Below are 21,654 nucleotides of genomic sequence, written 5' to 3' on the forward strand. Positions count from 1 at the left end.
CCATGCAACACCAAGGACGCGGCGTCATCCGCCTGGGCGATAAAACCGACCACGGCGGCACGGTGGTCAAGGCGTCATCCGGCACCGTCGTCATGGGCAAAGCCGCCGCGCTGGCCGATGACATGACGCGCTGCCCGAAATGCAAAGGCGACTTCCCGATCAAGCCGGATGGCGCGGGCGCTCGGCACGCGGGCCGCGCGTATGCGTATCACGATGACGTCACCGCGTGCGGCGCGAAGCTCGTCACGTCGCTCAAGTAATTGGACGAGGAACCGGCGGCCGTTGCGTGGTGCGTCGAATGGAGGGTACTGGACATGAAACCTGCACAATCCCAACTGCGCGCGCCAGGCGCAGCGCCAAGCATGGATAGGAACATGGTCGGTTTGACGGCGGGAATGGCGGGCGCCGCGCCACCCGTTTCGCTGGATTTTCTTGCCGCGCTTGGCAACGCCCTCGCTCCCAGCGCCGATCCGCACCCTGTGGGCGCCCGCAACGTTGGGCTCGTTCCCGCATGGCAGCGTTGGACTGCGTATATGGAAGGCAAGCCAGGCGAGCGGTCTTCGGCTGACCAGCTCATTGCCGACCCGGGCTATCGATTCGATCAGAGCGCCAAACTGATCAAGGAGGCCATCAGCGTCGATCCGGTGTGGCGGCGCATAGTTTCGAATGGCGCGCCAGGGCAAGAGCCCGATATGGGACACGACTTAGTGACCGCTTCGGTGACGAGATGCGGCAACCCGCTCTGCTGCCCCACCAGGATGGCGTCACGTTCACCCGCATCGATGGCGTCTACGTATTCGACACCATGTTCGCCGGGGAGCGTGACCTCGCCTTGATCGCGATCTACGACCTGGGCGCCCATCCGGGACGGGGCATCAGTGGCATCAACCTGGTAATTGGCAATGAGAACGAACCGCTGGTACGCGTCATGGAGCGAATTTCCGCCAAATTAGCTCATGAAGATCGCCTTCACTACCAAGCCGTCGCCCAGATCTGCGCCAAAGTATTTTTGTACTGGAACGTGGAGCTGGCACGCCGCGTCGAGGAGACCGCGTACACCGACGCAATGCAGCAACTCGCGCGACTTGGACCAAGGAAGGCTGCGAAAGTGCGGCGCCGGCTTGATCACTTATACGACCGTATTTTGTTGGGACCGCTCACGCAGCCCGGTCACGCTCCCCGCGCGCATGGGGAGGTGTCTGCGCACTGGCGACGTGGGCACTTCCGCATGCAACCGCACGGGCCACAACGGTCGCTTCGCAAAATTATCTTCATTGCTCCGGTGCTGGATCGCTTGACTGTGGCAGCCGTATCATGAGCCCCGCGTGGAGGCGCGCCCTTCTGTCCGTGAGGCATAACTTTCCCTGCGGCCCGCGTGGCTTGATGTCGTAGAAGCGGCAGGCGTCGCCAGGGCGGTAGGAGGTTTACTAAACCAATCGCGCGCGCCATGGTCTATCCATGGATGGCTGGATTTGCACGTCTACCGTGATTTCCTTTTTGAAAAATCACGTTTCGCCTGTGCTGGATCGAAAGGAAGAATCATGCTGGCAGCTACCAATGGCGCGTCCACCTCGATCTGGATGGACACCGCGTCTGTTCCCGCCTACCCGCCGTTGGCCGGCGACCTTGACACCAGCGTGTGTGTCATCGGCGCCGGCATCGCCGGACTGACCACGGCCTATCTGCTGTCCCGGGAGGGGCGCGAGGTGGTGTTGATTGATGCGCTGGGAATCGGCGCCGGCGAAACCGGCCGGACTACCGCGCACTTTTTCCCTCCGGACGAATGGTATGTCGATGTTGAAAAAGCGTTTGGGACCGACTCCGCCAAGCTTATTGCCAGTAGCTTTTCAGGTGCCATCGATTTGGTCGAGTCCATTGTTCAGCGCGAGCAGATCGACTGTGCATTCGATCGTCTCGACGGTTATCTGTACACGCCGTCCGGCAATGGTTTCCGGGAAATCGACAAGGAATATGCGGCGGCGCGGCGTGCCGGCGTGGAGGTTGAGCGGCTGGAGCGGGTTCCGGGCTTGAGCTTCGACACCGGGCCATGCGTGCGCTACAGTAAGCAGGCGCAATGTCATCCCTTGCAGTACCTGGGCGGACTGGCACAGGCTTTCGTCCGCAACGGCGGGCAAATTTACTGCGGCACGCGCGCCACCAGCATCGACGGCAACCGCGAGGTTCAGGTGGTCGGCACGACGCACGGAAAGGTTCGTGCCAGGGCGGTCGTGGTCGCCACCAATACGCCGTTCAACGACCGGGTTGTCATGCATACGAAGCAAACCGGCTACCGCACTTATGTCATCGGCATGCGGATTCCCAAGGGAACGGTCCCGCGCATCTTACTGTGGGATACGGGCGATCCGTATTACTACGTGCGCCTCGAATCCGCCGACCGTGCTGCCGATCACGACATTCTCGTCGTCGGCGGCGCCGACCACAAGGTCGGCCAGGATGCGCACCCGGAACACCGTTACGACGACATCGAACGCTGGGTGCGGCATCGCTTCCCCATGGCGCAGTCGGTCGAATACCGCTGGTCCGGCGAGGTCATGGAGCCGTCGGACGGTGCGGCTTATTTAGGGCGCAATCCGATGGATAACAAGAATGTCTACATCATCACCGGGGACTCGGGCAATGGCATGACGCATTGCACGATAGGCGCGATGCTCGTGAGCGATTTCATCATGGAGCGCGACAATCCCTGGAGGTCGATCTACGATCCGGCGCGCAAGGTAACACACGGACTCGCCGACTTTGTCATGGAACAGGCCAACACGCTGGCGCAATATGGCGAATGGGTGACGGGCGGAGAAGTGGAGTCGGTGCAAGAGATTGCCGCCGGAGCGGGCGCGATTGTCCGGGACGGCGCCCGCAAGCTGGCGGTCTTCCGCGACGAGCAAGGCGAACTGCGCGCGCTATCGGCGAAATGCACCCATCTTGGATGCGTGGTGCATTGGAATTCGGCTGAGCGTTCTTGGGATTGTCCATGCCATGCTTCGCGTTTCGGCACGGACGGCGCGGTGTTGCACGGCCCGGCCGTCTCGCCGCTGGAAGAAATAGCACTCAATTCCGAAGGGAAACGAGACTCGGCAGGATCCGCCGCGCGTCCCGCGCAACAGCGCTCTGACGACTTACGTTAAGCCTCGAAACAAGCCCGGCGGGCTGCCCAGTACTTCGCGGAACGCCGCAACATAGGCGGCGGCGTTCGCAAAGCCCATTGCGTGGGCGATGAATTTGGTGGAGCGATGCGCCGCCACCAAGTCCAGCGAGGCGATGATGCGCGCGCGTTGCCGCCATTGCCGGAAACTCAGGCCCACTTCAGCCGTAAAACGCCGGGTGAAGGTGCGCCCGGACATCGCCGCGCGCGCCGCCACCGCGTCCATCGGCAACAGCCAGTCGTTGGCCGCCATCAGCGCCGTCAGCACCTCGCGCAGCCGGGCGTCGCTCGGCATCGGCAAGTAGGTCGGCAGGGCAGGGGTTTCGCCCAAGGCGTGCGGCAACAAGGCGGCCATCTGGGCGCGCATCTCGTGGCGGCGCTGCGCGTCGAACAAGCCCAGTACCAGTTCCCTGATCAGTGGCGATGCGACCACCGCGTGCACCTGCCCGTGGCGCGCGAACCCGGCGCATTGCTCGACCAGCGCCGGCTGCAGGTAGACGGTGCGCATGTGCGTGTCGGAGAACATCTGGATCGCGTGCGGATGCTGCGGCGGCACCCACAGGGCGCGCTGCGGCGGCACCGTCCAGCGGCCATCCCCGGTGTCGACCTGCATCACGCCGGCGGTGGCGTAGATCAGTTGCCCGGCGCGGTGCTGGTGCCGCGCCAGCACGCTGCCCTGCGGATGGTTTTTCGCCAGCACGCTCCACGGATCCGCGTCATGGCGTACCGGCGATATATCTTGGCGTTCGGGGTTTGTCATGCCGACATAATATCGGAGTTCCCTATTCCACTTCAAGGCGCCAACATGCAAAACGACAAATATTCAAGCCAGCCAGACTCCGAGGGCGCGTCGCCACCGGCGGCGAAACGCGTCGCGGTGTTCTTCTACGGTAGTTTCATGGGTCGCGAGGTGATGGCGCGCGGCGGCTTCCAACCCGATCACATCGAGGTTGCCAAACTGAACGGTTTCGACATTCATCTCGATCCGCACGCCAATATCCGCCGCTCCGACCGGCACGCCATTTACGGCGTCCTGGTGCGCGCCAGCCACGCCGAGCTGGACCGGCTATATGCGATGGACGGTGTCGGCGTCTTCTTGCCGGAAGCGCTGCTGGTGGAGACGCGCGACGGGGCGCTGCGGCCGGCGCTGTGCTACATCCCGCCGGCGCGCGACAGCCAGCCAACCGACCGCGCCTACCAGGAACGCCTGGTGGCGGTGGCGCGGGAGTACGGCTTTCCCGATTGGTATGTCGAGCGCTTGGCGGGCTGCCGGTAAAGCGCGGCGGCATATATCCATAACTGTGCCGCAAACGTCGAGAGCGAGATTGGGTGGGAATTTGATCATAATCCCGGGTTACGATACCGGCGCCGTATCGAGAAGTTTGTTTAAGCCAACATAAGAGAGAGGTGAACGCAGTGGTGTTGGCAGCCGGCGCAGCGCTGCCATAGCGCGGCCGACAACTATCTTTGATGAATTTTCACATCGGATTCCAGTCTGCCTACTTCGAACGCGCCACCACGGATGCCGTCAAAGGTGAGATTATTGGGGTCGCGCTCGCGTATTTCCGTTCCGCGATGAGCGGCGCCGCGGCGCCGCGGCAGGTGGCCGACTTGGCCAGGGCGGCCAAGTGCGGCTAACACCGGCGCAATACACGTTTGCATCGCACGTTCGCAGTACCAACCTTTACTATACAAAACCATGACTCCTCGCGCCATTCTGCTGGACCTGTTTCACACGGCGGTCGCCGCCGCGCAAGCGTCGAAGCGCCTGCCGCTGTTCCTGCCGCCGCCACCGCGCGGGCGCACCGTCGTCATCGGCGCCGGCAAGGCCGCGGCGGAAATGGCGGCGCAGCTTGAAGCGGCCTGGCCCGGCCCGCTCGAAGGCGTGGTCGTCACACGCTACGGCCACGCCGTGCCGTGCCGGCACATCCGCGTGCTGGAGGCGGCCCATCCCTTCCCCGACGAGAACGGCATCGTGGCGGCCCGCGAGATCCGCGCCGCGCTGGCCGGCCTGAGCGCCGACGACCTGGTCATCAGCCTGATGTCCGGCGGCGGCTCGGCCCTGCTGGTTGAGCCGGTGCCGGGCATCAGCCTGGCAGACAAACAGCAACTGACGCGCGACCTGTTCCAGGCCGGCGCCACCATCCGCGAACTGAACCGGGTGCGCCAGGCGCTGTCGCAGGTCAAGGGCGGGCGCCTGGCCGCCGCCGCGTGGCCGGCGCAGGTGCTGACGCTGGTGATTTCCGACGTGCCGGGCGACGACCCGGCGCTGGTCGCCTCCGGCCCGACCGTGGCGCCGTCGAGCGACGAGGAAAGCGCGCTGGCCATCGCCGGGCGCCTGGGCGTGGCGCTGCCGGCGCACGTGCGCGCCGCGCTGGCGGCCGCGACGGCGCCGCCGGGCGATTTCGCGCATTGCCGCACCGAGTTGATCGCCACGCCGATGCAAAGCCTGCGCGCGGCCGCCGCCCGCGCCAGGGAGCTGGGCTTGACGCCGCTGATCCTCAGCGACTGTATCGAGGGCGAGGCGCGCGAGGTGGCCGAAGTCCACGCCGGCATTGCGCTGTCGGCGCTGCACTACGGCGAACCGTTGGCCGGTCCGGCCGTGCTGCTGTCGGGCGGCGAAACCAAGGTCAGCTTCGGCGCCGTCAAGCCGGGCCGGGGCGGGCGCAACGTCGAGTTCCTGCTGGCGCTGGGGCTGGCGCTGCGCGGCGAGCGCAGCATCAACGCCATCGCCTGCGACACCGACGGCGTCGACGGCAGCGAAGACAACGCCGGCGCGCTGTGGCTGGCCGACAGCGCCGAACGGGCGCGCGCCGGCGGCGTCGACCTGCGCGGCTACCTGGACCGGCACGACGCCTACAGCGCTTTCGCGGCGCTGGGCGACCTGGTGGTGTGCGGCCCGACCCACACCAACGTTAATGACTTCCGCGCGATCCTGATCGCGTAAACGTGAGGAGATGAGCATGAACCAGACAGAGGGCTTGCGCCACATCGTATTGTGCGCGTTCCGCGACGACGCCACCGAGCAACAGGTCGCCTTGCTGAGGCGGGAATTCGCGCTGCTGAAGGAGTACATCCCGCAGGTGCGCCATGTCGAATGCGGCGTCAACGTCAGCCCGGAAGGCCTGGCCGACGGCTTCACCGACTGCTTCACGCTGACATTCGCCGACGCGGCGGGGCGCGACGCTTACCTGATCGACCCGGCGCACCTGCGTTTTGTCGAGCTGCTTAAACCGTCGCTGGCGAAGGTGCTGGTGGTCGACTACGCGCCGACGGATCCGGGGTCGGACCTCCAGGTCTGACCCCGGCTTGACGTGCGCGGCACGTCCAGTCTCCAGTCGACAATGTTGCTGGCCTTCTGGCGCAGGCTGGCGCGGCGAACGGCATTTCCAGCGTGGGTAAATTTTTTCACCTCGGAATCTGTACAAGCGGAATTGCGACGTATATAATGCGGCCTCTTTTCCCTGATAGCTCAGTTGGTAGAGCGACGGACTGTTAATCCGCAGGTCCCTGGTTCGAGTCCAGGTCGGGGAGCCAGAACACGTAGTATGAAAAAGCACCCGCGAGCAATCCGGGTGTTTTTTTTTGCCTATAGCTGCCGCGAGCCGCTCGCATCGCCATTCCAAGCTTGTGCGGCGTGGATGGGCGCTTGCGAGGATCGCTGTCGTTTTGCTATATTATTCACCCGCAAGAATTCTGCGTGCAGGTCTTTGAAAGAAAGCTACGATGTCCGTTCAACGCCAGTTTCTCCACTTCGCCGCCGTCGGCGCGTCCGGTACCGCGGTGCAATATTCCGTGCTGTGGGTCGGCGTCGAGTTGACCGGGGTGAGCGCCGCCGCCGCCTCCGCGGTGGGCTATGTGTTGGGTTCGGTGGTGAACTACATCCTCAACTATTTCTTCACGTTCGAGAGCGGTAAAACGCACGGCGAGGCCGCCAGCAAATACTTCACCCTGCTGGGCCTGGGCTGGTGCATGAACACCGGTTTGATGTGGGCGCTGGTGCAGAACATGGGCTGGAACTACTGGCTGGCACAGATTCTGGCGACGGCGATCGGGCTGGCGTGGAATTTCGCCGGTAGTCGGTGGTGGGCGTTCAAGCCGGCGGAGTAGGGCGGCAGTCGGCTATCGGATTGCTCAGGACGCCAGCGGCCGGGGTTTGGTATAGATCGGTGCCTGCCGCGCTTCGCCGATTGGCGTCGCGTGCTAAGCTCATGCTCACCATCCGGCCTTGGAAGGACGCGCTATGCATTCCGAACACTTTGGCGAATACGACATCGAGTACGCCGGCGTGCCGCTGCCGCTCGGCGAGGGCTGGGGCGCCCACTTGACCATCTACGGGCCGTCGCCGAACCCGATGCATCGCAATAGCATTTTCCCGCACCAGCGCGTCGCCGTCGGCGTGGTGTTCCACAGCGAGGAGGAAGCGGCGGCCGAGGCGCGCAAGGTGGCGCTGGCCATGCTGGCGTCCGGCGCGCGCGACAGCCGGCCCGGCACTTAAGCGCGCAGCCTGCTATTGAGCGAACTCAGCAGCAGTATTGCGCAAGATCATGTCAAGTTTATGCACGTATTGCTTGCGGGTGCGGCGTTAATTGACTAAGGTTAACTTCCCCAGCCGCATATAAAACACCGTTACAGCGGCGTGTCCTGCAGCAACAGGAGAGAAAATATGGAGCAAGACGAAAAAGTGCGCCCGACCGAACGCGCGGTGGCGGAGCACCGCGACCCGCAAGTGAAGATGCCGCCGCTGATGTTGAAGGAGCTCGACCCCTTGGCGGTAGTGGTCGGGGCGCGTTGCGACGACGTGTATGTCGCCGAGGACGTGTTGACCCAGGGCGACATGCGCGAGACTTGTCCGGTCTGTACCGGGCGGCATTTGAAGTTGGTGCTGCGCCAGCACGACGTGCGCGTCGCCCATTTGTTTTGCGCGCAGTGCACGCGCTGCTACGACGCCTGCTTTGCCGACGGCTCGTCGGCCCTCAACTACTGATCATTACTGATCACTACGGATATTCCAGCGCTGCCGCGTCGGCCCGGCCATATGCCGGGCCGACGCGGCAGCCGCGCCGATCAGACGAAGGCGCCGATTTTCGCTTCCACAGCCCGGCGCACCGAGCCGGTGGTGACGAACGATTGCGCCACCACGATGTCGTTGTGGAACCAGCGGTCGCCGTCCAGGCAGGCCGGGATCTGGCTGCGCACCGATTCGTACGCCGCCTGCGTGCCCTTGCCCAGCACGAAGCCCGGCAGCAGGTCTTCCGTCATCGTCAGCGCCTGCGCCGCCAGCAGCATTTCCACTCCGACAATATATTGCGTGTTTGCCACCACGGTGGCGGCCTTGCGCGCGCACCAGGTCGAGTTCGACACGTGGTCTTCGCTGTTGCCCTTGGCCGGGATGCTGTCGACGCTGCCCGGCATGCACAGCGTGCGGTTTTCCATTACCAGCGAACTCAGCGAGCACTGCACCACCGGGTAGCCGGTGTTGACGCCGGCCGTGCCGCTCATCAGGTTGCGCGGCAGGCCCCACGACAGCGTCGGGTCGATCAGGCGCGCGACGCGGCGCTCGCAGATGCTGCCCAGGTCGGCGATCGAGATCGCCAGCAAGTCCATCGCCTGCGCCAGGTATTGGCCGTGGAAGTTGCCGCCGGAAATGATTTCAAAGCCGCCGCCGTCCTTGCCGAAGATCAGCGGATTGTCGGTGGCCGAGTTGATTTCCTTGACGACGATGTTGTCGATATAGTCGAGCGCGTCGAACACCGGGCCGTACACTTGCGGCGAGCAGCGCAGCGAGTAGACGTCCTGGATACGCGCGCTGTACGGAATGTCGGTGCGGCGCAGCTCGCCCGGGAATTGCACGGCGCGCGCCTCGTGGGTGGTGCGGGTCGAGCCGTCGAGCAGGTTGCGCATCACGGCGGCGGTCTTGATCTGGCCGGCGTGCGGGCGGGCCTGGTGGATGCGCGGATCGAAGGCGGCCATTTCGGCGCGCATCGCCTCCAGCGTCAGGCCGAGCGACAGGCAGGCGTCCGACAACAGGTTGCGCCCGTCGTGCGCGGCCAGCACCGCCACCGCCAGCGACACGGTGCAGCCGTTGATCAGCGCCGAGGCGTCCTTGGCCTTCAAGTCGAACTTGACCGGGCCGATGCCCGCTTCGGTGATGGCCTGCGCGGCCGGCATGCGCTTGCCCTGGTACATCACTTCGGCTTCGTCGAAACCGGCGATGGCGGCGGCCAGATAGGCCAGCGGCGCCAAGTCGCCGGAGGCGCCGACCGAGCCTTTTTGCGGCATGATCGGGTGGATGCCGGCGTTGACGAAGGCCAGCAGGCGGTCGACCACCTCGACCCGCGGCGCCGAGTAGTTCGAGGCGAAGGCGTTGGCGCGCAGCAGCATGGTGGCGCGGCTGACGTCCTCGGCGAAGGGCTCGCCCATGCCGGCCGCGTGGGCGCGGATCAACTGGGTCTGGAACAGCACGATGTCCTCGACCTTGACGCGGGTGTCCTTCAGCAGGCCGACGCCGGTGTTGAAGCTGTACATCATCGGCGCCTCGTCGTGCATCCAGGTCGCCTCGATGTAGTCGCGGCTTTCCTTCAGGGCGTCGCGCGACGATTGCGCCAGGCCGACCTTGATGGCCGGGTCGCGGGCGATGGCAATCACTTGGGCCGCGGTCAGGGTGAAGCCGTCGATCAGGGTGGTGGTGCTCATGTCGTCTCTCATGGTATCTCTCTCAAGGGCAATGTTGCTGGTCGTGGCGCCGTGGGCGGCGCCGTTGTGTTGTTATTTGCGGGGTGAAAACTGTTCGACGAAGCGGCTGAACACGGCGGCGGCCGTGGCGGCGTCGTCGGCCGTCATGGTTTCGTCCGGGTGGTGGCTGATGCCGCCGTTGCCGCAGCGCACGAACAGCATCGCCACGTCGGTCAGCGCGGCGATCGCCATGGCGTCGTGGCCGGCGCCGGACGGCAGGTGCCGCAGCGGCAGGCCAGCGCTGGCGATGGCGCCGGCCAGTTGCTCCTGCAGCCAACCGGCGCAGGGCACGCTGACCGCCTCGTGGGTGCGGTTGACGTCGAGCGTGACGCCGCGGCGCGCGGCGATCAGCGGCATTTCGCGCACCACGTCGGCGACGGCGGCCAGGCGCACGGCGTCGCTCTCGGCGCGGATGTCGATGGTGAAGACGGCCTTGCCCGGCACCGTGTTGGCGGCGCCGTTGGGCACGTCGAACTGGCCGACGGTGCCGACCAGGCCGGGCACGCCGGAGCAGCGTTTTTCGATATACAGGCCGATTTCGGCGGCGGCCATGGCGGCGTCGCGGCGCAGGTTCATCGGCACCGTGCCGGCGTGACCGGCCAGGCCGTTGGCGGCGACCAGGAAGCGCGAGGCGCCGGAGATGGCGGTGACGACGCCGACCGCCAGGTCTTCATCCAACAGCACCGGACCTTGTTCTATATGCACCTCCATGAAGCCGAGCACGTTTTCCGGCTTGAAGGCGGCGCGGCCCAGCTCGCCGGCGTCGAAGCCGGCCGCGGCCATCACCTCACGCATGCTCTGGCCCTGGTCGTCGCGCTTTTCCAGCACGGCGGTGTCGAAGGTGCCGGCGATGGCGCGGCTGCCCAGCAGGGTGGCTTTGAAGCGCACGCCTTCCTCCTCGGCGAAACCGACGATTTCGATGGCGAAGGGGAAGCGCCGTTGCTGCTGGTGCCACTGGCCGACGCAGGCGATCGGCAGCAGGATGCCCAGGTTGCCGTCGTACTTGCCGGCGTTGCGCACGGTATCGAAATGCGAACCGGTCAGCAGCGCCGGCGCGTCCGGCGCGCTGCCTTCGTAGCGGCCGATGACGTTGCCGGCGGCGTCCTGGCGCACTGTCATGCCGGCCTGCGTCATCCACTGCGCCAGCTGGGCCGCCGCGCTGCGGTGCGCGGTGGTCAGGTAGGTGCGCGTGAGCAGGCCGGGCGATTCGCTGTGGCACGCCAGTTGCTCGGCCCAGCGCATAATTGTGGCGCCGCAAGACGCGTTTCTTTCTTTGCTATCAGACATCGTCGCTCCTCCATTCTTGTTTGATTAAATTATATTCCGGTATTCGAAGATTGTATACAATATTTGGGGGCAATGTTGGGGTGTGTGTTTTTTGTGGCGTGGCAGGGCGCAGTGGGGGATAATCCACGCCGTGGCAGGGCTAGTCGGCAAACCCGCGGCGTAAGGCCCTCCCCCCCCCGGTGCCAGCCAAGGCCGTTGCGGCGCGAAAATTTCATTGTGGAAATCTATGTGTCCTGCCACTATCATCGGATCGCAATACCGCATATGTCGGCCAGCAGTATCTACCGGACCCGGATGTGAGCGACATTACATCACCCGACTTGCGAACAGAAAACTGTAGACTGCGTATGGGATGTGATGTTGATAATAATTAGGAGATTGAAATGGAATTCTTGGAGAAATTTTTTAAACTGAAGGATAACGGGACCGACGTTCGCACCGAGCTGCTCGCCGGTCTCACCACCTTCTTGACGATGGCTTACATCATCTTTGTTAACCCGTCCATCCTCGGCGATGCGGGTATGCCGAAAGACTCGGTGTTCGTCGCGACCTGCCTGGCGGCGGCGATCGGCACGCTGATCATGGGTCTGTACGCAAACTATCCGATCGCGCTGGCCCCCGGCATGGGCCTGAACGCCTACTTCGCCTACGCCGTCGTCATCGGCATGGGCATTCCGTGGCAGGTTGCGCTGGGCTCCGTGTTCATCTCCGGTTGCCTGTTCGTCGTCGTCAGCGTCTTCAAGATCCGCGAAATGATCATCGACGCCATCCCGCAATCGCTGCGAACGGCCATCACCGTCGGCATCGGCTTGTTCCTGGCCATCATTTCCCTGAAAAGTTCCGGCCTCGTCGTGGCCAATCCCGCCACCTTCATCACGCTGGGCGACCTGCACAAGGCGCCACCGATTCTGGCTATTATCGGCTTTTTCATCATCGTCGCGCTGGACCGTCTGAAAGTGCGCGGCGCCATCCTGATCGGCATCGTCACCGTCACCCTGGCCAGCTTCCTGTTCACCGACAATAAATTCGCCGGCGTCTTCTCGGCCCCGCCGTCGCTGGCGCCAACCCTGTTCAAACTCGACATCATGGGCGCACTGTCGGCCGGCATCTTGAACGTCGTGCTGGTGTTCTTCCTGGTCGAACTGTTCGACGCGACCGGCACCCTGATGGGCGTGGCCAACCGCGCCGGCTTGCTGAAAAACGGCAAAATGGACCGTTTGAACAAATCCCTGCTCGCCGACAGCACCGCGATCGTCGCCGGTTCCTTCCTCGGCACCTCCAGCACCACCGCCTACATTGAAAGCGCGGCGGGCGTGCAGGCGGGCGGCCGCACCGGCCTGACGGCCGTCGCCGTGGCCGTGCTGTTCCTGGCCTGCCTGTTCATCGCGCCGCTGGCCGGCACCGTGCCGGCCTACGCCACCGCGCCCGCGCTGTTCTATGTCGCTTGCCTGATGCTGCGCGAACTGGTCGAAATCGACTGGGAAGATTCGACCGAAAGCGTGCCGGCGGCCGTTACCGCGCTGATCATGCCGTTCACCTACTCGATCGCCAACGGCGTCGCGTTCGGCTTCATCACCTACGTGGTGCTGAAAGTGCTGACCGGCCGCGTCAAGCAGGTGTCGGCGCTGGCCGCCATCATCTCCGGCGTCTTCATGTTCAAGTTCATCTACCTCGGCGGTCACTAAGACCGCGTCAAAGCGGGGCCGTCTCCGTCGGAGCCGGCCCCGCCCATCAAAGCCGGCGTCGCGCCGGCGCAAAAAACAACAACGGCGCAACTACGCGGCCAGACCCCCGGGGTCTGGCCGCGTAGTTGCGCCGTTGGTTTAAAACGTGCCCCCCTTGTACCCCCGCGTTGATACCCAGAATCATAATTCGCATATGGCAGCGCCTGGTGCGAATGGTAATCTGAAAGCGTCAGGAGCTGTAGTGCAAAGGCGCGCCGGGCCGCGCGATATGCAGCAGTCTCTATAAAAAATACACGATGGAGATTTCATGTCAGAACCAATCCGCTTTTTCTACCAAGGCAGCACCCACAGCGTCGAGAACGCCTCGCCCACGCGCACCGTGCTGCAGCATCTGCGCGAGGACTTGCATTGCACCGGCACCAAGGAAGGCTGCGCCGAGGGCGATTGCGGCGCCTGCACCGTCGTCATCGGCGAATTGCAGGACGGCGAAGTGCGCATGAAGTCCGTCAACGCCTGCATCCAGATGCTGCCCACGCTGGACGGCAAGGCGCTGTTCACGGTGGAAGACTTGAAGAACCAGCAAACCCTGCACCCGGTGCAGCAGGCCATCGTCGAGTGCCACGGCTCCCAATGCGGCTTTTGCACGCCGGGTTTCGTGATGTCGCTGTGGGACCTGTACCTGAAGCACGAAGACGACGACAACATTCCCGAACGTAAGCAAATCGACGAGGCCCTGTCCGGCAATCTGTGCCGCTGCACCGGCTACCGTCCCCTCATCCAGGCGGCGCAACGCATGTGCGAATTACCCAAACAACGCTTCGACCGCGACGCCATGACGTCGGCGTTGCGCGCGATCGAACGCAAGGAATCGTTTTCCTACACCCACGACGGCCAGAGCTTCCACGCGCCGCGCACGCTGGCCGAATTGCTGGCGCTGCGCGCCGCCCGGCCGCAGGCGGTCATCCTGGCCGGCTCGACCGACGTCGGCCTGTGGGTCACCAAGCAAATGCGCGAGCTGGTCGACGTGATTTACCTGGGCCAGGTGGCCGAGCTGAAACGCATGGGCAACATCGACGGCATGCTGGAAGTGGGCGCCGGCGTCAGCCTGAACGACGCCTACGGCGCGATTGCCGCCTTGTACCCGGAGCAATTGACCGACATGTGGAAACGCTTCGCCTCGCTGCCGATCCGCAACGCCGGCACCTTGGGCGGCAACGTCGCCAACGGCTCGCCGATCGGCGATTCGATGCCGTGGTTGATCGCGCTCGGAGCCGAGGTGGTGCTGAACGGCGTGCGCGGGCGCCGCGTGCTGCCGCTGGAAAAACTCTACCTGGCGTACCAGAAAAAGGACATGCAGCCGGACGAGATCGTCGAGGCGGTGCGCGTGCCCCTGCCGGCCGAGCAATTGATTTTCCGCACCTACAAGCTGGCCAAGCGCTTCGACCAGGACATCTCCGCCGTCTGCGCCGCGTTCTCGGCCACGCTGGACGGCAACACGGTGCGCGACGTGCGCATCGCCTTCGGCGGCATGGCCGCCACGCCGAAGCGCGCCGACCACGCCGAGGCGGCGCTGGAGGGCAAGGTCTGGGACGAGGCCGCCGTCGAGGCCGCCATGGAGTTGATGACGCGCGACTACGCGCCGCTGTCCGACATGCGCGCCTCGGGAGAATACCGTATGACGACGGCGCAAAACCTGCTGCGCCGCTTCTGGCTGGAAACCCGGCCGGACGCGCCGTTGCCGGCGTCCGCCACCAACGCCTTTGCCCACGCTTGAGCACGCCAGGAGACATGATATGAACAAACAAACCGAAGCTTTCCTGCTGACGCCGACGGCGCCGATCAACTGGACCGAAGTGGGCAAGTCGCACCCGCACGAGTCGGCCGTGCTGCACGTGCTGGGCGAGGCCACCTACACCGACGACGTGCCCGAACTGCAAGGCACGCTGCACGCGGCGCTGGGCCTGTCGCAAAAGGCGCACGCGCGCATCGTCTCGATGCATTTCGACGCCGTGCTGGCCGCTTCCGGCGTGGTCGCGGTCTACACCGCCGCCGACATCCCCGGCGCCAACGAGTGCGGCCCGATCATCCACGACGACCCGATCCTGGCCGACGGCCTGGTCGAGTACGTCGGCCAGCCGATGTTCATCGTCGTCGCCGCCTCGCACGACCAGGCCCGCCGCGCGGTGCGCAAGGTCGAGGTGGTGTACGAGGAATTGCCGGCCATACTGACGCCGTTGGAGGCGAAGGCGGCGCAGTCCTTCGTGCTGCCGCCGATGTCGCTGAAACGCGGCGACGCCCGCTCCGCCCTCGACGCCGCGCCGCACAAGCTCGCCGGCCAGCTGAACGTCGGCGGCCAGGAGCAGTTTTACCTGGAAGGGCAGATCTCCTACGCCATTCCGAAAGAGGACCAGGGCATGCACGTGCTGTGCTCGACCCAGCACCCGAGCGAGATGCAGCACATCGTCGCGCACACGCTGGGCGTGCATTCGCACAAGGTGCAGGTCGAATGCCGGCGCATGGGCGGCGGCTTCGGCGGCAAGGAGTCGCAGTCCGGCCTGTGGGCCGCTTGCGCGTCCATCGCCGCGGCGGCGCTGAAGCGCCCGGTCAAGCTGCGCGCCGACCGCGACGACGACATGATGGTCACCGGCAAGCGCCACGAATTCCACTACGACTACGAGGTCGGCTACGACGACAACGGCCTGATCCTGGGCGCGAAAGTGGAAATGGTGTCGCGCGCCGGCTTCTCGGCCGACCTGTCCGGCCCGGTGGCGACGCGCGCCGTCTGCCACTTCGACAACACCTACTACCTGTCCGACGTCGATATCAAGGCCATGTGCGGCAAGACCAATACCCAGTCGAACACCGCCTTCCGCGGCTTCGGCGGGCCGCAGGGCGCCATCGCCATCGAATACATCGTCGATGAAATCGCCCGTACGCTGGGCCGCGACGCGCTCGACATCCGCAAGGTGAATTTCTACGGCCGCAACGACGCCGAGGGCCGCAACGTGACGCAATACGGCCAGAAAGTGGTCGACAACGTCATCCACGAACTGGTCGCCGAGCTGGAGGAGAGCAGCCAATACCGCGCCCGCCGCGAGGCCGTCGAGGCCTTCAACGCCACCAGCCCGGTGCTGAAGAAGGGCCTGGCGCTGACGCCGCACAAATTCGGCATCGCCTTCAACGTCACCCATTTGAACCAGGCCGGCGCGCTGGTCCACGTCTACGTCGACGGCTCGGTGCTGGTCAACCACGGCGGCACCGAAATGGGGCAGGGCATCAACACCAAGGTGATGCAGGTGGTCGCGCACGAACTGGGCGTGGCGCTGCATTCGGTGCGCGTCACCGCCACCGACACCAGCAAGGTCGCCAACACCTCGGCCACGGCGGCGTCCACCGGCGCCGACTTGAACGGCAAGGCGGCGCAGGACGCGGCGCGGCAAATCCGCGAGCGCCTGGCGGCGTTCGCCGCCACCACCTACGGCGGCGCGGCCGGCGACGTGGTCTTCACAGACCAGCGCGTCGAGGTCAACGGCGTCACCGTGACCTTCGCCGACCTGGTCGGGAAAGCCTACCTGGCGCGGGTGCAACTGTGGTCCGACGGCTTCTACGCCACGCCGAACCTGCACTGGGACCGCGACACCATGACCGGCAACCCGTTCTCCTACTTCGCCTACGGCGCGGCGGTGTCCGAGGTCATCGTCGACACGCTGACGGGCGAATGGCGCCTGCTGCGCGCCGACGCGCTGTACGACGCCGGCAACTCGCTCAACCCGGCCATCGACGTCGGCCAGGTCGAGGGCGCGTTCATCCAGGGCATGGGCTGGCTGACCACCGAGGAACTGTGGTGGAACAAGGCCGGCAAGCTGATGACGCACGCGCCGTCGACCTACAAGATCCCGGCCATTTCGGACTGCCCGGAGGACTTCCGCGTCAAGCTGTTCAAAAACCGCAACGTCGCCGACAGCATCCACCGCTCGAAGGCGGTGGGCGAGCCGCCGCTGCTGCTGCCGTTCTCGGTGTTCTTCGCCATCCGCGACGCGGTCGCCAGCGTCGCCGGCGGCAAGGTCAACCCGCCGCTGCAGGCGCCCGCCACCAGCGAGGCGATCCTCAAGGCCGTGCGCGCGCTGACGCATCCACGCTAAGCACCCGGGCCAGCGGGCTTCGCCGGTTTTGTCTATTCGGTACAATGCCCTTTTGGGCGGCGAATCGGAGAAGTGAATGGGCATGGACTACGACAAGCTGCTGGCAAGCTTGCTGGAACACGAGGAAAGATTGCAGTTCGACAGCTTCAGCAACGACAGCGCGCTGGACATCGGCACGCGCCTGGTTGCGGCGGTACGGGGCAGGGGACAAGCCGTTGCGGTTGATATTAGCCGCAACGGCCAGCAGTTGTTCCAGCACGCGATGGACGGGACGACGCCGGACAACGCGGACTGGATACGCCGCAAGAACAACGTGGTCCAGCGCTTCGCCCACAGCTCCTTCTACATGGGCAACTACTATCTGAGCCGGGGCCTGAGCTTCAGCGCCCACACCGGTCTCGACCCCTTGCACTACGCCGCCCACGGCGGCGCCTTCCCCTTGCTACTCAGGGGAACCGGCATGGTCGGCACCATCAGCATCTCCGGCCTGCCGCAGGCCGAGGACCACGAGATCGTCACGACGGTGCTGGCGGGCTTTCTTTTCCGCTGACCCGGCGCCGCAAATGCCGTTAAATTGGCGGGCCGATACGTCCAAAAAACCACAGGCAATGAGCCGGGGTACGACCTCCAAGTCCGCCCCCAGGATTACGCCCGTGGTTTGCGCGCGCAAGCGCCGTTGAGCCGGCACCTCTCCCCGCCGCCGCCGCGGCGCGCATTCCATACTTTTAATACGCAAATGCTGTATACAAAATCGGTTGACAATCCATTGCTGAATGGGCATCATCGTTTGTGTTGGAACCGAGTTTTTCCGGTTCGGCAATACTAACGACGTCGACGCCAGAAGCGACGCAGCAGTGCTCACACTCACTTGGAGAGAGACTATATGCGTCCCATGCTAGCCATCGCCGTGCCTGCAACGCCTGCTTCGCGCCCCGCGCCGGACCACGTCCGCGAGGCGCCGCCTCCGCACTATCCATCATCCCTTCTTACCGCTCTGCAGCGTGACACCGTGCGGCCATCCACCGCGCGCGCCCATGCACAACGACGACAAGCAATCCTTGCCGCGCAGTCTTAACACCATCCCGATTTGCGCGCGGCCTGGGCAAGCCGAGCGAGTAGTTCAGTAGTAAGCGCCGCCTAAATACAATAAAAGATGGAGACAATTAACATGAATAACTTGCTGTTCCAGGTCGAGGATCGTCCTCCACTGCTGACCTCCCTCCTGTTGGCCGCCCAGCACATGCTGGCCGCCCTCGGTGGCATCATCGCCGTGCCGCTGGTCGTGGGCGCCGCCCTCAAACTGCCGGCCGATCAAATCATCGCCCTGATCAACGCCGCGCTGCTCGGCTCGGGCGTGGTCACCTTCCTGCAGTGCAAAGGCGTCGGCCCGGTCGGCATCCGCCTGCCGTGCGTGATGGGTACCAGCTTCGCCTTCGTCGGCGCGGCCATCAGCGTCGGCATCGAACACGGCGTGCCGGGTATTATGGGATCGTCGCTGGCCGGCTCGCTGGTCATGATCATCGGTAGCCGCTTCATGCCGGTGATCCGCAAACTGTTCCCGCACGCCGTCACCGGCGTCGTCGTGACGATGATCGGCCTGTCGTTGACGCCGGTGGCGATCGACTGGGCGGCCGGCGGCGTGCCGCGCGGCAGCATCGGCTACGGCTCCCCCGCCAGCCTGGGCGTGGCGCTGTTCGTCCTCGTGACGGTGATCGCGCTGGTGCAATTCGGCAAGGGCATCATTTCCGCCGCCGCCGTGGTGATCGGCATGTCGATCGGCTACGCCGTCTGCCTGGCCATGGGCCTGGTCAATTTCGCACCGGTGCACAGTGCGCAGATCTTCGCGGTACCGCAGCCGCTGGCCTACGGCATGAGCTTTCCCGTCGGCGGCATTGTCGCCATGGGCATCGCCTTCCTGGTGACGATGGTGGAAACCACCGGCGCCTTCATGGCGCTGGGCGCGGCCACCAACACCAAGATCCGCGGCAGCAGTCTGGCCCGCGGCATCCTGTGCGACGGCGTCGGTTCCGCCTTCACCGCCGTGATGTCGAGCCCTCCGGTGTCGACCTTCGCGCAAAACGTCGGCATCATTTCGCTGACCGGCGTGGCCAGCCGCCATGTCGTCGCCCTGACCGGCGTCATGCTGTTCTTGGCCGGCCTGTTCCCGGTGCTGGGCGCGGTGGTCGTGACGATTCCGAAGCCTGTCATCGGCGGCGCCGGCTTGATGATGTTCGCGATGATCATTTCGGCCGGTATCCAGTTGCTCAGCAACGTAGAGCACAACAAGCGCAACGGCATCATCATCGCCGTCTCGATCGGTTGCGGCCTGGCCGTGTCGGTGCGCCCTGAACTGCTGGGCCAACTGCCGGCCTTCGTCAAGGAGATCTTCGGTTCCGGCATTACCGTCGGCGCCCTGGTCGCCATTGCCTTGAACCTGGTGCTGCCGGAGCGTCCGGTCGAAGCCGTCGAAGAGGACGAGGACGCGCCGCCGCAAGCGTTTGTGACCAAGGAGCTGGAGACGGTGTAAACTAGCGGCAACCGCGGCGCGGATCTTTCCCGCCGCGGTTTTTTTCACATTGTTTCCGCAGTGCGCGTGCATTGTTTCCGCAGTGTTTTTTCATTCTTTACCATCTACACAAAAATGACTAAAACTCTCTTGATCAAAAACGCGCGCGTGCTTGTCACCATGGACGACGAGCGCCGCGAAATCGTCGACGGCGCCGTCTTCATCCAAGGCAACGTGATCGCGCAGGTGGGCGCCTCCGCCGACCTGCCGCGAGAGGCCGACGAGGTCATCGACGCGCGCAACCACGTCGTCATGCCGGGCCTGATCAACACCCACCACCATATGTACCAGAGCCTGACGCGGGTGATTCCAACGGCGCAAAACGGCGAATTGTTCAATTGGCTGAGCAACCTGTATCCGATCTGGGCCAACCTCAGCGCCGACATGGTGCGCGTTTCCAGCCTGACCGCGATGTCGGAGCTGATCCTGTCGGGCTGCACCACCAGCAGCGACCACCTGTACATTTACCCGAACGACTGCACGCTGGACGACAGTATCGCGGCGGCGCGGCAGATCGGCATGCGCTTCCACGCGGCGCGCGGCTCGATGAGCGTGGGCCAGTCGAAGGGCGGCCTGCCGCCGGACTGCGTGGTCGAGGAGGAGGGCGCGATCTTACGCGACACCCAGCGCCTGATCGAGACCTACCACGACGCCGGCCGCTACGCCATGCAGCGCATCGTGGTGGCGCCGTGCTCGCCGTTTTCGGTCTCGCGCGACTTGATGAAGGAGTCGGCGGCGATGGCGCGCAGCTTCGGCGTGTCGCTGCACACGCACTTGGCGGAGAACGCCAACGACATCGCCTACAGCCGCGAAAAATTCAAGATGACGCCGGCCGAATACGCCGAGGACTGCGGCTGGGTCGGCCACGACGTCTGGCACGCCCACTGCGTCCAGCTCGACGACGACGGCATCTACATGTTCGGCCGCACCGGCACCGGCATCGCCCACTGCCCGTGCTCGAACATGCGGCTGGCCTCCGGCATCGCGCCGATCCGCAAGATGCTCGACCTGGGCGTGTCGGTCGGCTTGGGGGTGGACGGCTGCGCCTCGAACGACTCCGGCCATATGCTCGGCGAAGTGCGCCAGGCGATGCTGCTGCAGCGGGTCGGCTTCGGGCCGGACGCGATGACGGCGCGCCAGGCGCTGGAAGTGGCCACGCTGGGCGGCGCCAAGGTGCTCAACCGCGACGACATCGGCGCGCTCAAGCCGGGCATGGCGGCCGACATCGTCATGTTCAAACTGGACCAGATCGGCTTCGCCGGCGCGCTGCACGACCCGGTGGCGGCGCTGGTGTTCTGCACGCCGTCGAACGTCTCGTACAGCATCATCAACGGCAAAGTGGTGGTGCGCGACGGCGTGCTGGGCACCGTCGACCTGCCGCTCGTCATCGAGCGCCACAACGAACTGGCGCGCGAACTGGCGCTGGCCGCCGGCGTCAAACCCAGCTAACACGGCGCGGCGTTCGCTCAAGACTGCCGCCGCAAAAAAAAAACCGGATGCGTAAGTCCGGGTCGACCCCCAAGGGTCCGGCCCCGGCTTCACGCCGCCGGTTTTTTTTGTTTTCAGCGCGCGCACGCCGAAACCGATATGCAAATAGGCATCGGCCTGGCCAAATAATTGATTGGCCATATTTTCTTGTAAAAGTTAGCATCGTCCACCATTGAGATCTTGTGGGGACGGGTCAAGTTAGCTTGAAAAAGAATCCATCACTTCCCATCATTACTTAATGGTGCGCGGCAATAATTCATACTAATAATAAATAATGAATTTGACTGTTCATTAAGCATGGAGACGAAGATGAGGCAAGCGGTAGCAAAAGTTCTGCTTTGGGTATGCGCATCCATATCCGCATGTGTCGCCAATTCAAGTTGGGCGCGTCGGCCCCTGCGCCATTCCAACTTCAACCTAGTGCTGAACAAAAACGACGCCACCAGCGGATTCAAGGCGGACGCCACCTTCCACAAAGTGGCTGGCCTGGCCGACGGGGCGTGGAGTTCGTACAAGTTGTATGACTTTCCGAACTGGTACATCCGCCATGCAAACCAGGCGCTGTGCATGGCCCGGCATATCCACCCATAA

Annotated in this window: 20 protein-coding genes and 1 tRNA gene; 18 read left to right on the plus strand and 3 right to left on the minus strand. The window is 64.5% G+C overall.

Annotated features, from left to right (window positions below; genetic code table 11):
- Positions 1 to 2: 2 nt before the first annotated feature.
- The 3 genes from JANGC3_RS0101085 (at position 3) to JANGC3_RS0101095 (ending at position 3,143) form a co-directional block, all read left to right on the plus strand.
- On the plus strand, positions 3 to 260 hold the full coding sequence (locus JANGC3_RS0101085; protein ID WP_017874628.1) for a PAAR domain-containing protein: 258 nt from the start codon (positions 3 to 5) through the stop codon (positions 258 to 260).
- 467 nt (positions 261 to 727) lie between these two features.
- The gene (locus JANGC3_RS0101090; RefSeq protein WP_017874629.1) at positions 728 to 1,318 is read left to right on the plus strand and encodes a hypothetical protein; all 591 of its coding nucleotides are present in this window, start codon (positions 728 to 730) and stop codon (positions 1,316 to 1,318) included.
- A gap of 223 nt (positions 1,319 to 1,541) precedes the next feature.
- On the plus strand, positions 1,542 to 3,143 hold the full coding sequence (locus tag JANGC3_RS0101095) for an FAD-dependent oxidoreductase (protein ID WP_017874630.1): 1,602 nt from the start codon (positions 1,542 to 1,544) through the stop codon (positions 3,141 to 3,143).
- On the opposite strand, the gene JANGC3_RS0101100 is transcribed toward JANGC3_RS0101095, so the two are convergent.
- Positions 3,135 to 3,860, minus strand: a complete 726-nt coding sequence (locus JANGC3_RS0101100; protein ID WP_017874631.1) for an AraC family transcriptional regulator — start codon at positions 3,858 to 3,860, stop codon at positions 3,135 to 3,137. The genes JANGC3_RS0101095 and JANGC3_RS0101100 overlap by 9 nt on opposite strands.
- A gap of 105 nt (positions 3,861 to 3,965) precedes the next feature.
- On the opposite strand from JANGC3_RS0101100, the gene JANGC3_RS0101105 reads away from it, so the two are divergent.
- The 8 genes from JANGC3_RS0101105 (at position 3,966) to JANGC3_RS28035 (ending at position 8,147) form a co-directional block, all read left to right on the plus strand.
- Positions 3,966 to 4,436, plus strand: coding sequence for a gamma-glutamylcyclotransferase family protein (locus tag JANGC3_RS0101105; protein ID WP_017874632.1), 471 nt, complete (start codon positions 3,966 to 3,968; stop codon positions 4,434 to 4,436).
- 194 nt (positions 4,437 to 4,630) lie between these two features.
- A complete protein-coding gene (locus JANGC3_RS32220) occupies positions 4,631 to 4,798 on the plus strand; it encodes a hypothetical protein (protein WP_017874633.1) in 168 nt (55 codons plus the stop codon).
- Positions 4,799 to 4,859: 61 nt separating this feature from the next.
- On the plus strand, positions 4,860 to 6,107 hold the full coding sequence (locus JANGC3_RS0101115; protein ID WP_017874634.1) for a glycerate kinase type-2 family protein: 1,248 nt from the start codon (positions 4,860 to 4,862) through the stop codon (positions 6,105 to 6,107).
- A gap of 16 nt (positions 6,108 to 6,123) precedes the next feature.
- Positions 6,124 to 6,462 (plus strand): Dabb family protein, encoded by a 339-nt coding sequence (locus JANGC3_RS0101120; protein WP_157406398.1) that lies wholly within the window; start codon positions 6,124 to 6,126, stop codon positions 6,460 to 6,462.
- A 159-nt stretch (positions 6,463 to 6,621) separates the two neighbouring features.
- Positions 6,622 to 6,697, plus strand: a tRNA-Asn gene (locus JANGC3_RS0101125).
- A 189-nt stretch (positions 6,698 to 6,886) separates the two neighbouring features.
- The gene (locus JANGC3_RS0101130; RefSeq protein ID WP_017874636.1) at positions 6,887 to 7,270 is read left to right on the plus strand and encodes a GtrA family protein; all 384 of its coding nucleotides are present in this window, start codon (positions 6,887 to 6,889) and stop codon (positions 7,268 to 7,270) included.
- A gap of 133 nt (positions 7,271 to 7,403) precedes the next feature.
- Positions 7,404 to 7,658: a hypothetical protein gene (locus JANGC3_RS0101135; protein ID WP_017874637.1), complete on the plus strand. Its 255-nt coding sequence runs from the start codon at positions 7,404 to 7,406 to the stop codon at positions 7,656 to 7,658.
- Between the two features lie 168 nt (positions 7,659 to 7,826).
- Positions 7,827 to 8,147, plus strand: a complete 321-nt coding sequence (locus JANGC3_RS28035; protein ID WP_017874638.1) for a hypothetical protein — start codon at positions 7,827 to 7,829, stop codon at positions 8,145 to 8,147.
- 80 nt (positions 8,148 to 8,227) lie between these two features.
- Here JANGC3_RS28035 and JANGC3_RS0101145 read toward each other — a convergent pair whose 3' ends face one another.
- Positions 8,228 to 9,856, minus strand: coding sequence for an HAL/PAL/TAL family ammonia-lyase (locus JANGC3_RS0101145; protein WP_017874639.1), 1,629 nt, complete (start codon positions 9,854 to 9,856; stop codon positions 8,228 to 8,230).
- A gap of 72 nt (positions 9,857 to 9,928) precedes the next feature.
- Positions 9,929 to 11,182: an allantoate amidohydrolase gene (locus tag JANGC3_RS0101150; RefSeq protein WP_026132390.1), complete on the minus strand. Its 1,254-nt coding sequence runs from the start codon at positions 11,180 to 11,182 to the stop codon at positions 9,929 to 9,931.
- A gap of 383 nt (positions 11,183 to 11,565) precedes the next feature.
- Here JANGC3_RS0101150 and JANGC3_RS0101155 point away from each other — a divergent pair, with 383 nt between their 5' ends.
- The 7 genes from JANGC3_RS0101155 (at position 11,566) to JANGC3_RS31110 (ending at position 21,654) form a co-directional block, all read left to right on the plus strand.
- A complete protein-coding gene (locus JANGC3_RS0101155; protein ID WP_017874641.1) occupies positions 11,566 to 12,867 on the plus strand; it encodes an NCS2 family permease in 1,302 nt (433 codons plus the stop codon).
- Positions 12,868 to 13,174: 307 nt separating this feature from the next.
- Positions 13,175 to 14,641 (plus strand): xanthine dehydrogenase small subunit, encoded by a 1,467-nt coding sequence (gene xdhA / locus JANGC3_RS0101160; RefSeq protein WP_017874642.1) that lies wholly within the window; start codon positions 13,175 to 13,177, stop codon positions 14,639 to 14,641.
- Positions 14,642 to 14,660: 19 nt separating this feature from the next.
- Positions 14,661 to 17,009 (plus strand): xanthine dehydrogenase molybdopterin binding subunit, encoded by a 2,349-nt coding sequence (xdhB, locus tag JANGC3_RS0101165; RefSeq protein WP_017874643.1) that lies wholly within the window; start codon positions 14,661 to 14,663, stop codon positions 17,007 to 17,009.
- A gap of 76 nt (positions 17,010 to 17,085) precedes the next feature.
- Positions 17,086 to 17,559 (plus strand): heme-degrading domain-containing protein, encoded by a 474-nt coding sequence (locus tag JANGC3_RS0101170; RefSeq protein ID WP_026132391.1) that lies wholly within the window; start codon positions 17,086 to 17,088, stop codon positions 17,557 to 17,559.
- Between the two features lie 618 nt (positions 17,560 to 18,177).
- Positions 18,178 to 19,536, plus strand: a complete 1,359-nt coding sequence (locus tag JANGC3_RS0101175; protein ID WP_017874645.1) for a uracil-xanthine permease family protein — start codon at positions 18,178 to 18,180, stop codon at positions 19,534 to 19,536.
- 114 nt (positions 19,537 to 19,650) lie between these two features.
- Entirely contained in the window at positions 19,651 to 21,024 is a 1,374-nt protein-coding gene (locus tag JANGC3_RS0101180) for an 8-oxoguanine deaminase (RefSeq protein ID WP_026132392.1), read from the plus strand.
- A gap of 348 nt (positions 21,025 to 21,372) precedes the next feature.
- Positions 21,373 to 21,654 carry an AbfB domain-containing protein gene (locus JANGC3_RS31110; protein ID WP_198291974.1) on the plus strand — a complete coding sequence of 94 codons (282 nt, stop codon included), beginning with the start codon at positions 21,373 to 21,375 and terminating at the stop codon, positions 21,652 to 21,654.

The sequence above is a fragment of the Janthinobacterium sp. CG3 genome, from assembly GCF_000344615.1.
Taxonomy (GTDB): Bacteria; Pseudomonadota; Gammaproteobacteria; order Burkholderiales; family Burkholderiaceae_D; genus Janthinobacterium.

What these genes read in the sequence shown, in the direction of transcription:
- JANGC3_RS0101085 (WP_017874628.1), top strand. Translation starts at nt 3, where the DNA reads ATGCAACACCAAGGACGCGGCGTCATCCGCCTGGGCGATAAAACCGAC.
- JANGC3_RS0101120 (WP_157406398.1), top strand. Translation starts at nt 6,124, where the DNA reads ATGAACCAGACAGAGGGCTTGCGCCACATCGTATTGTGCGCGTTCCGC.
- JANGC3_RS0101170 (WP_026132391.1), top strand. Translation starts at nt 17,086, where the DNA reads ATGGGCATGGACTACGACAAGCTGCTGGCAAGCTTGCTGGAACACGAG.
- JANGC3_RS0101105 (WP_017874632.1), top strand. Translation starts at nt 3,966, where the DNA reads ATGCAAAACGACAAATATTCAAGCCAGCCAGACTCCGAGGGCGCGTCG.
- JANGC3_RS0101095 (WP_017874630.1), top strand. Translation starts at nt 1,542, where the DNA reads ATGCTGGCAGCTACCAATGGCGCGTCCACCTCGATCTGGATGGACACC.
- JANGC3_RS0101115 (WP_017874634.1), top strand. Translation starts at nt 4,860, where the DNA reads ATGACTCCTCGCGCCATTCTGCTGGACCTGTTTCACACGGCGGTCGCC.
- JANGC3_RS0101180 (WP_026132392.1), top strand. Translation starts at nt 19,651, where the DNA reads ATGACTAAAACTCTCTTGATCAAAAACGCGCGCGTGCTTGTCACCATG.
- JANGC3_RS0101150 (WP_026132390.1), bottom strand. Translation starts at nt 11,182, where the DNA reads ATGTCTGATAGCAAAGAAAGAAACGCGTCTTGCGGCGCCACAATTATG.
- JANGC3_RS31110 (WP_198291974.1), top strand. Translation starts at nt 21,373, where the DNA reads ATGAGGCAAGCGGTAGCAAAAGTTCTGCTTTGGGTATGCGCATCCATA.
- JANGC3_RS0101090 (WP_017874629.1), top strand. Translation starts at nt 728, where the DNA reads ATGCGGCAACCCGCTCTGCTGCCCCACCAGGATGGCGTCACGTTCACC.
- JANGC3_RS28035 (WP_017874638.1), top strand. Translation starts at nt 7,827, where the DNA reads ATGGAGCAAGACGAAAAAGTGCGCCCGACCGAACGCGCGGTGGCGGAG.
- JANGC3_RS0101155 (WP_017874641.1), top strand. Translation starts at nt 11,566, where the DNA reads ATGGAATTCTTGGAGAAATTTTTTAAACTGAAGGATAACGGGACCGAC.
- xdhB (WP_017874643.1), top strand. Translation starts at nt 14,661, where the DNA reads ATGAACAAACAAACCGAAGCTTTCCTGCTGACGCCGACGGCGCCGATC.
- xdhA (WP_017874642.1), top strand. Translation starts at nt 13,175, where the DNA reads ATGTCAGAACCAATCCGCTTTTTCTACCAAGGCAGCACCCACAGCGTC.
- JANGC3_RS0101145 (WP_017874639.1), bottom strand. Translation starts at nt 9,856, where the DNA reads ATGAGCACCACCACCCTGATCGACGGCTTCACCCTGACCGCGGCCCAA.
- JANGC3_RS32220 (WP_017874633.1), top strand. Translation starts at nt 4,631, where the DNA reads ATGAATTTTCACATCGGATTCCAGTCTGCCTACTTCGAACGCGCCACC.
- JANGC3_RS0101135 (WP_017874637.1), top strand. Translation starts at nt 7,404, where the DNA reads ATGCATTCCGAACACTTTGGCGAATACGACATCGAGTACGCCGGCGTG.
- JANGC3_RS0101175 (WP_017874645.1), top strand. Translation starts at nt 18,178, where the DNA reads ATGAATAACTTGCTGTTCCAGGTCGAGGATCGTCCTCCACTGCTGACC.
- JANGC3_RS0101130 (WP_017874636.1), top strand. Translation starts at nt 6,887, where the DNA reads ATGTCCGTTCAACGCCAGTTTCTCCACTTCGCCGCCGTCGGCGCGTCC.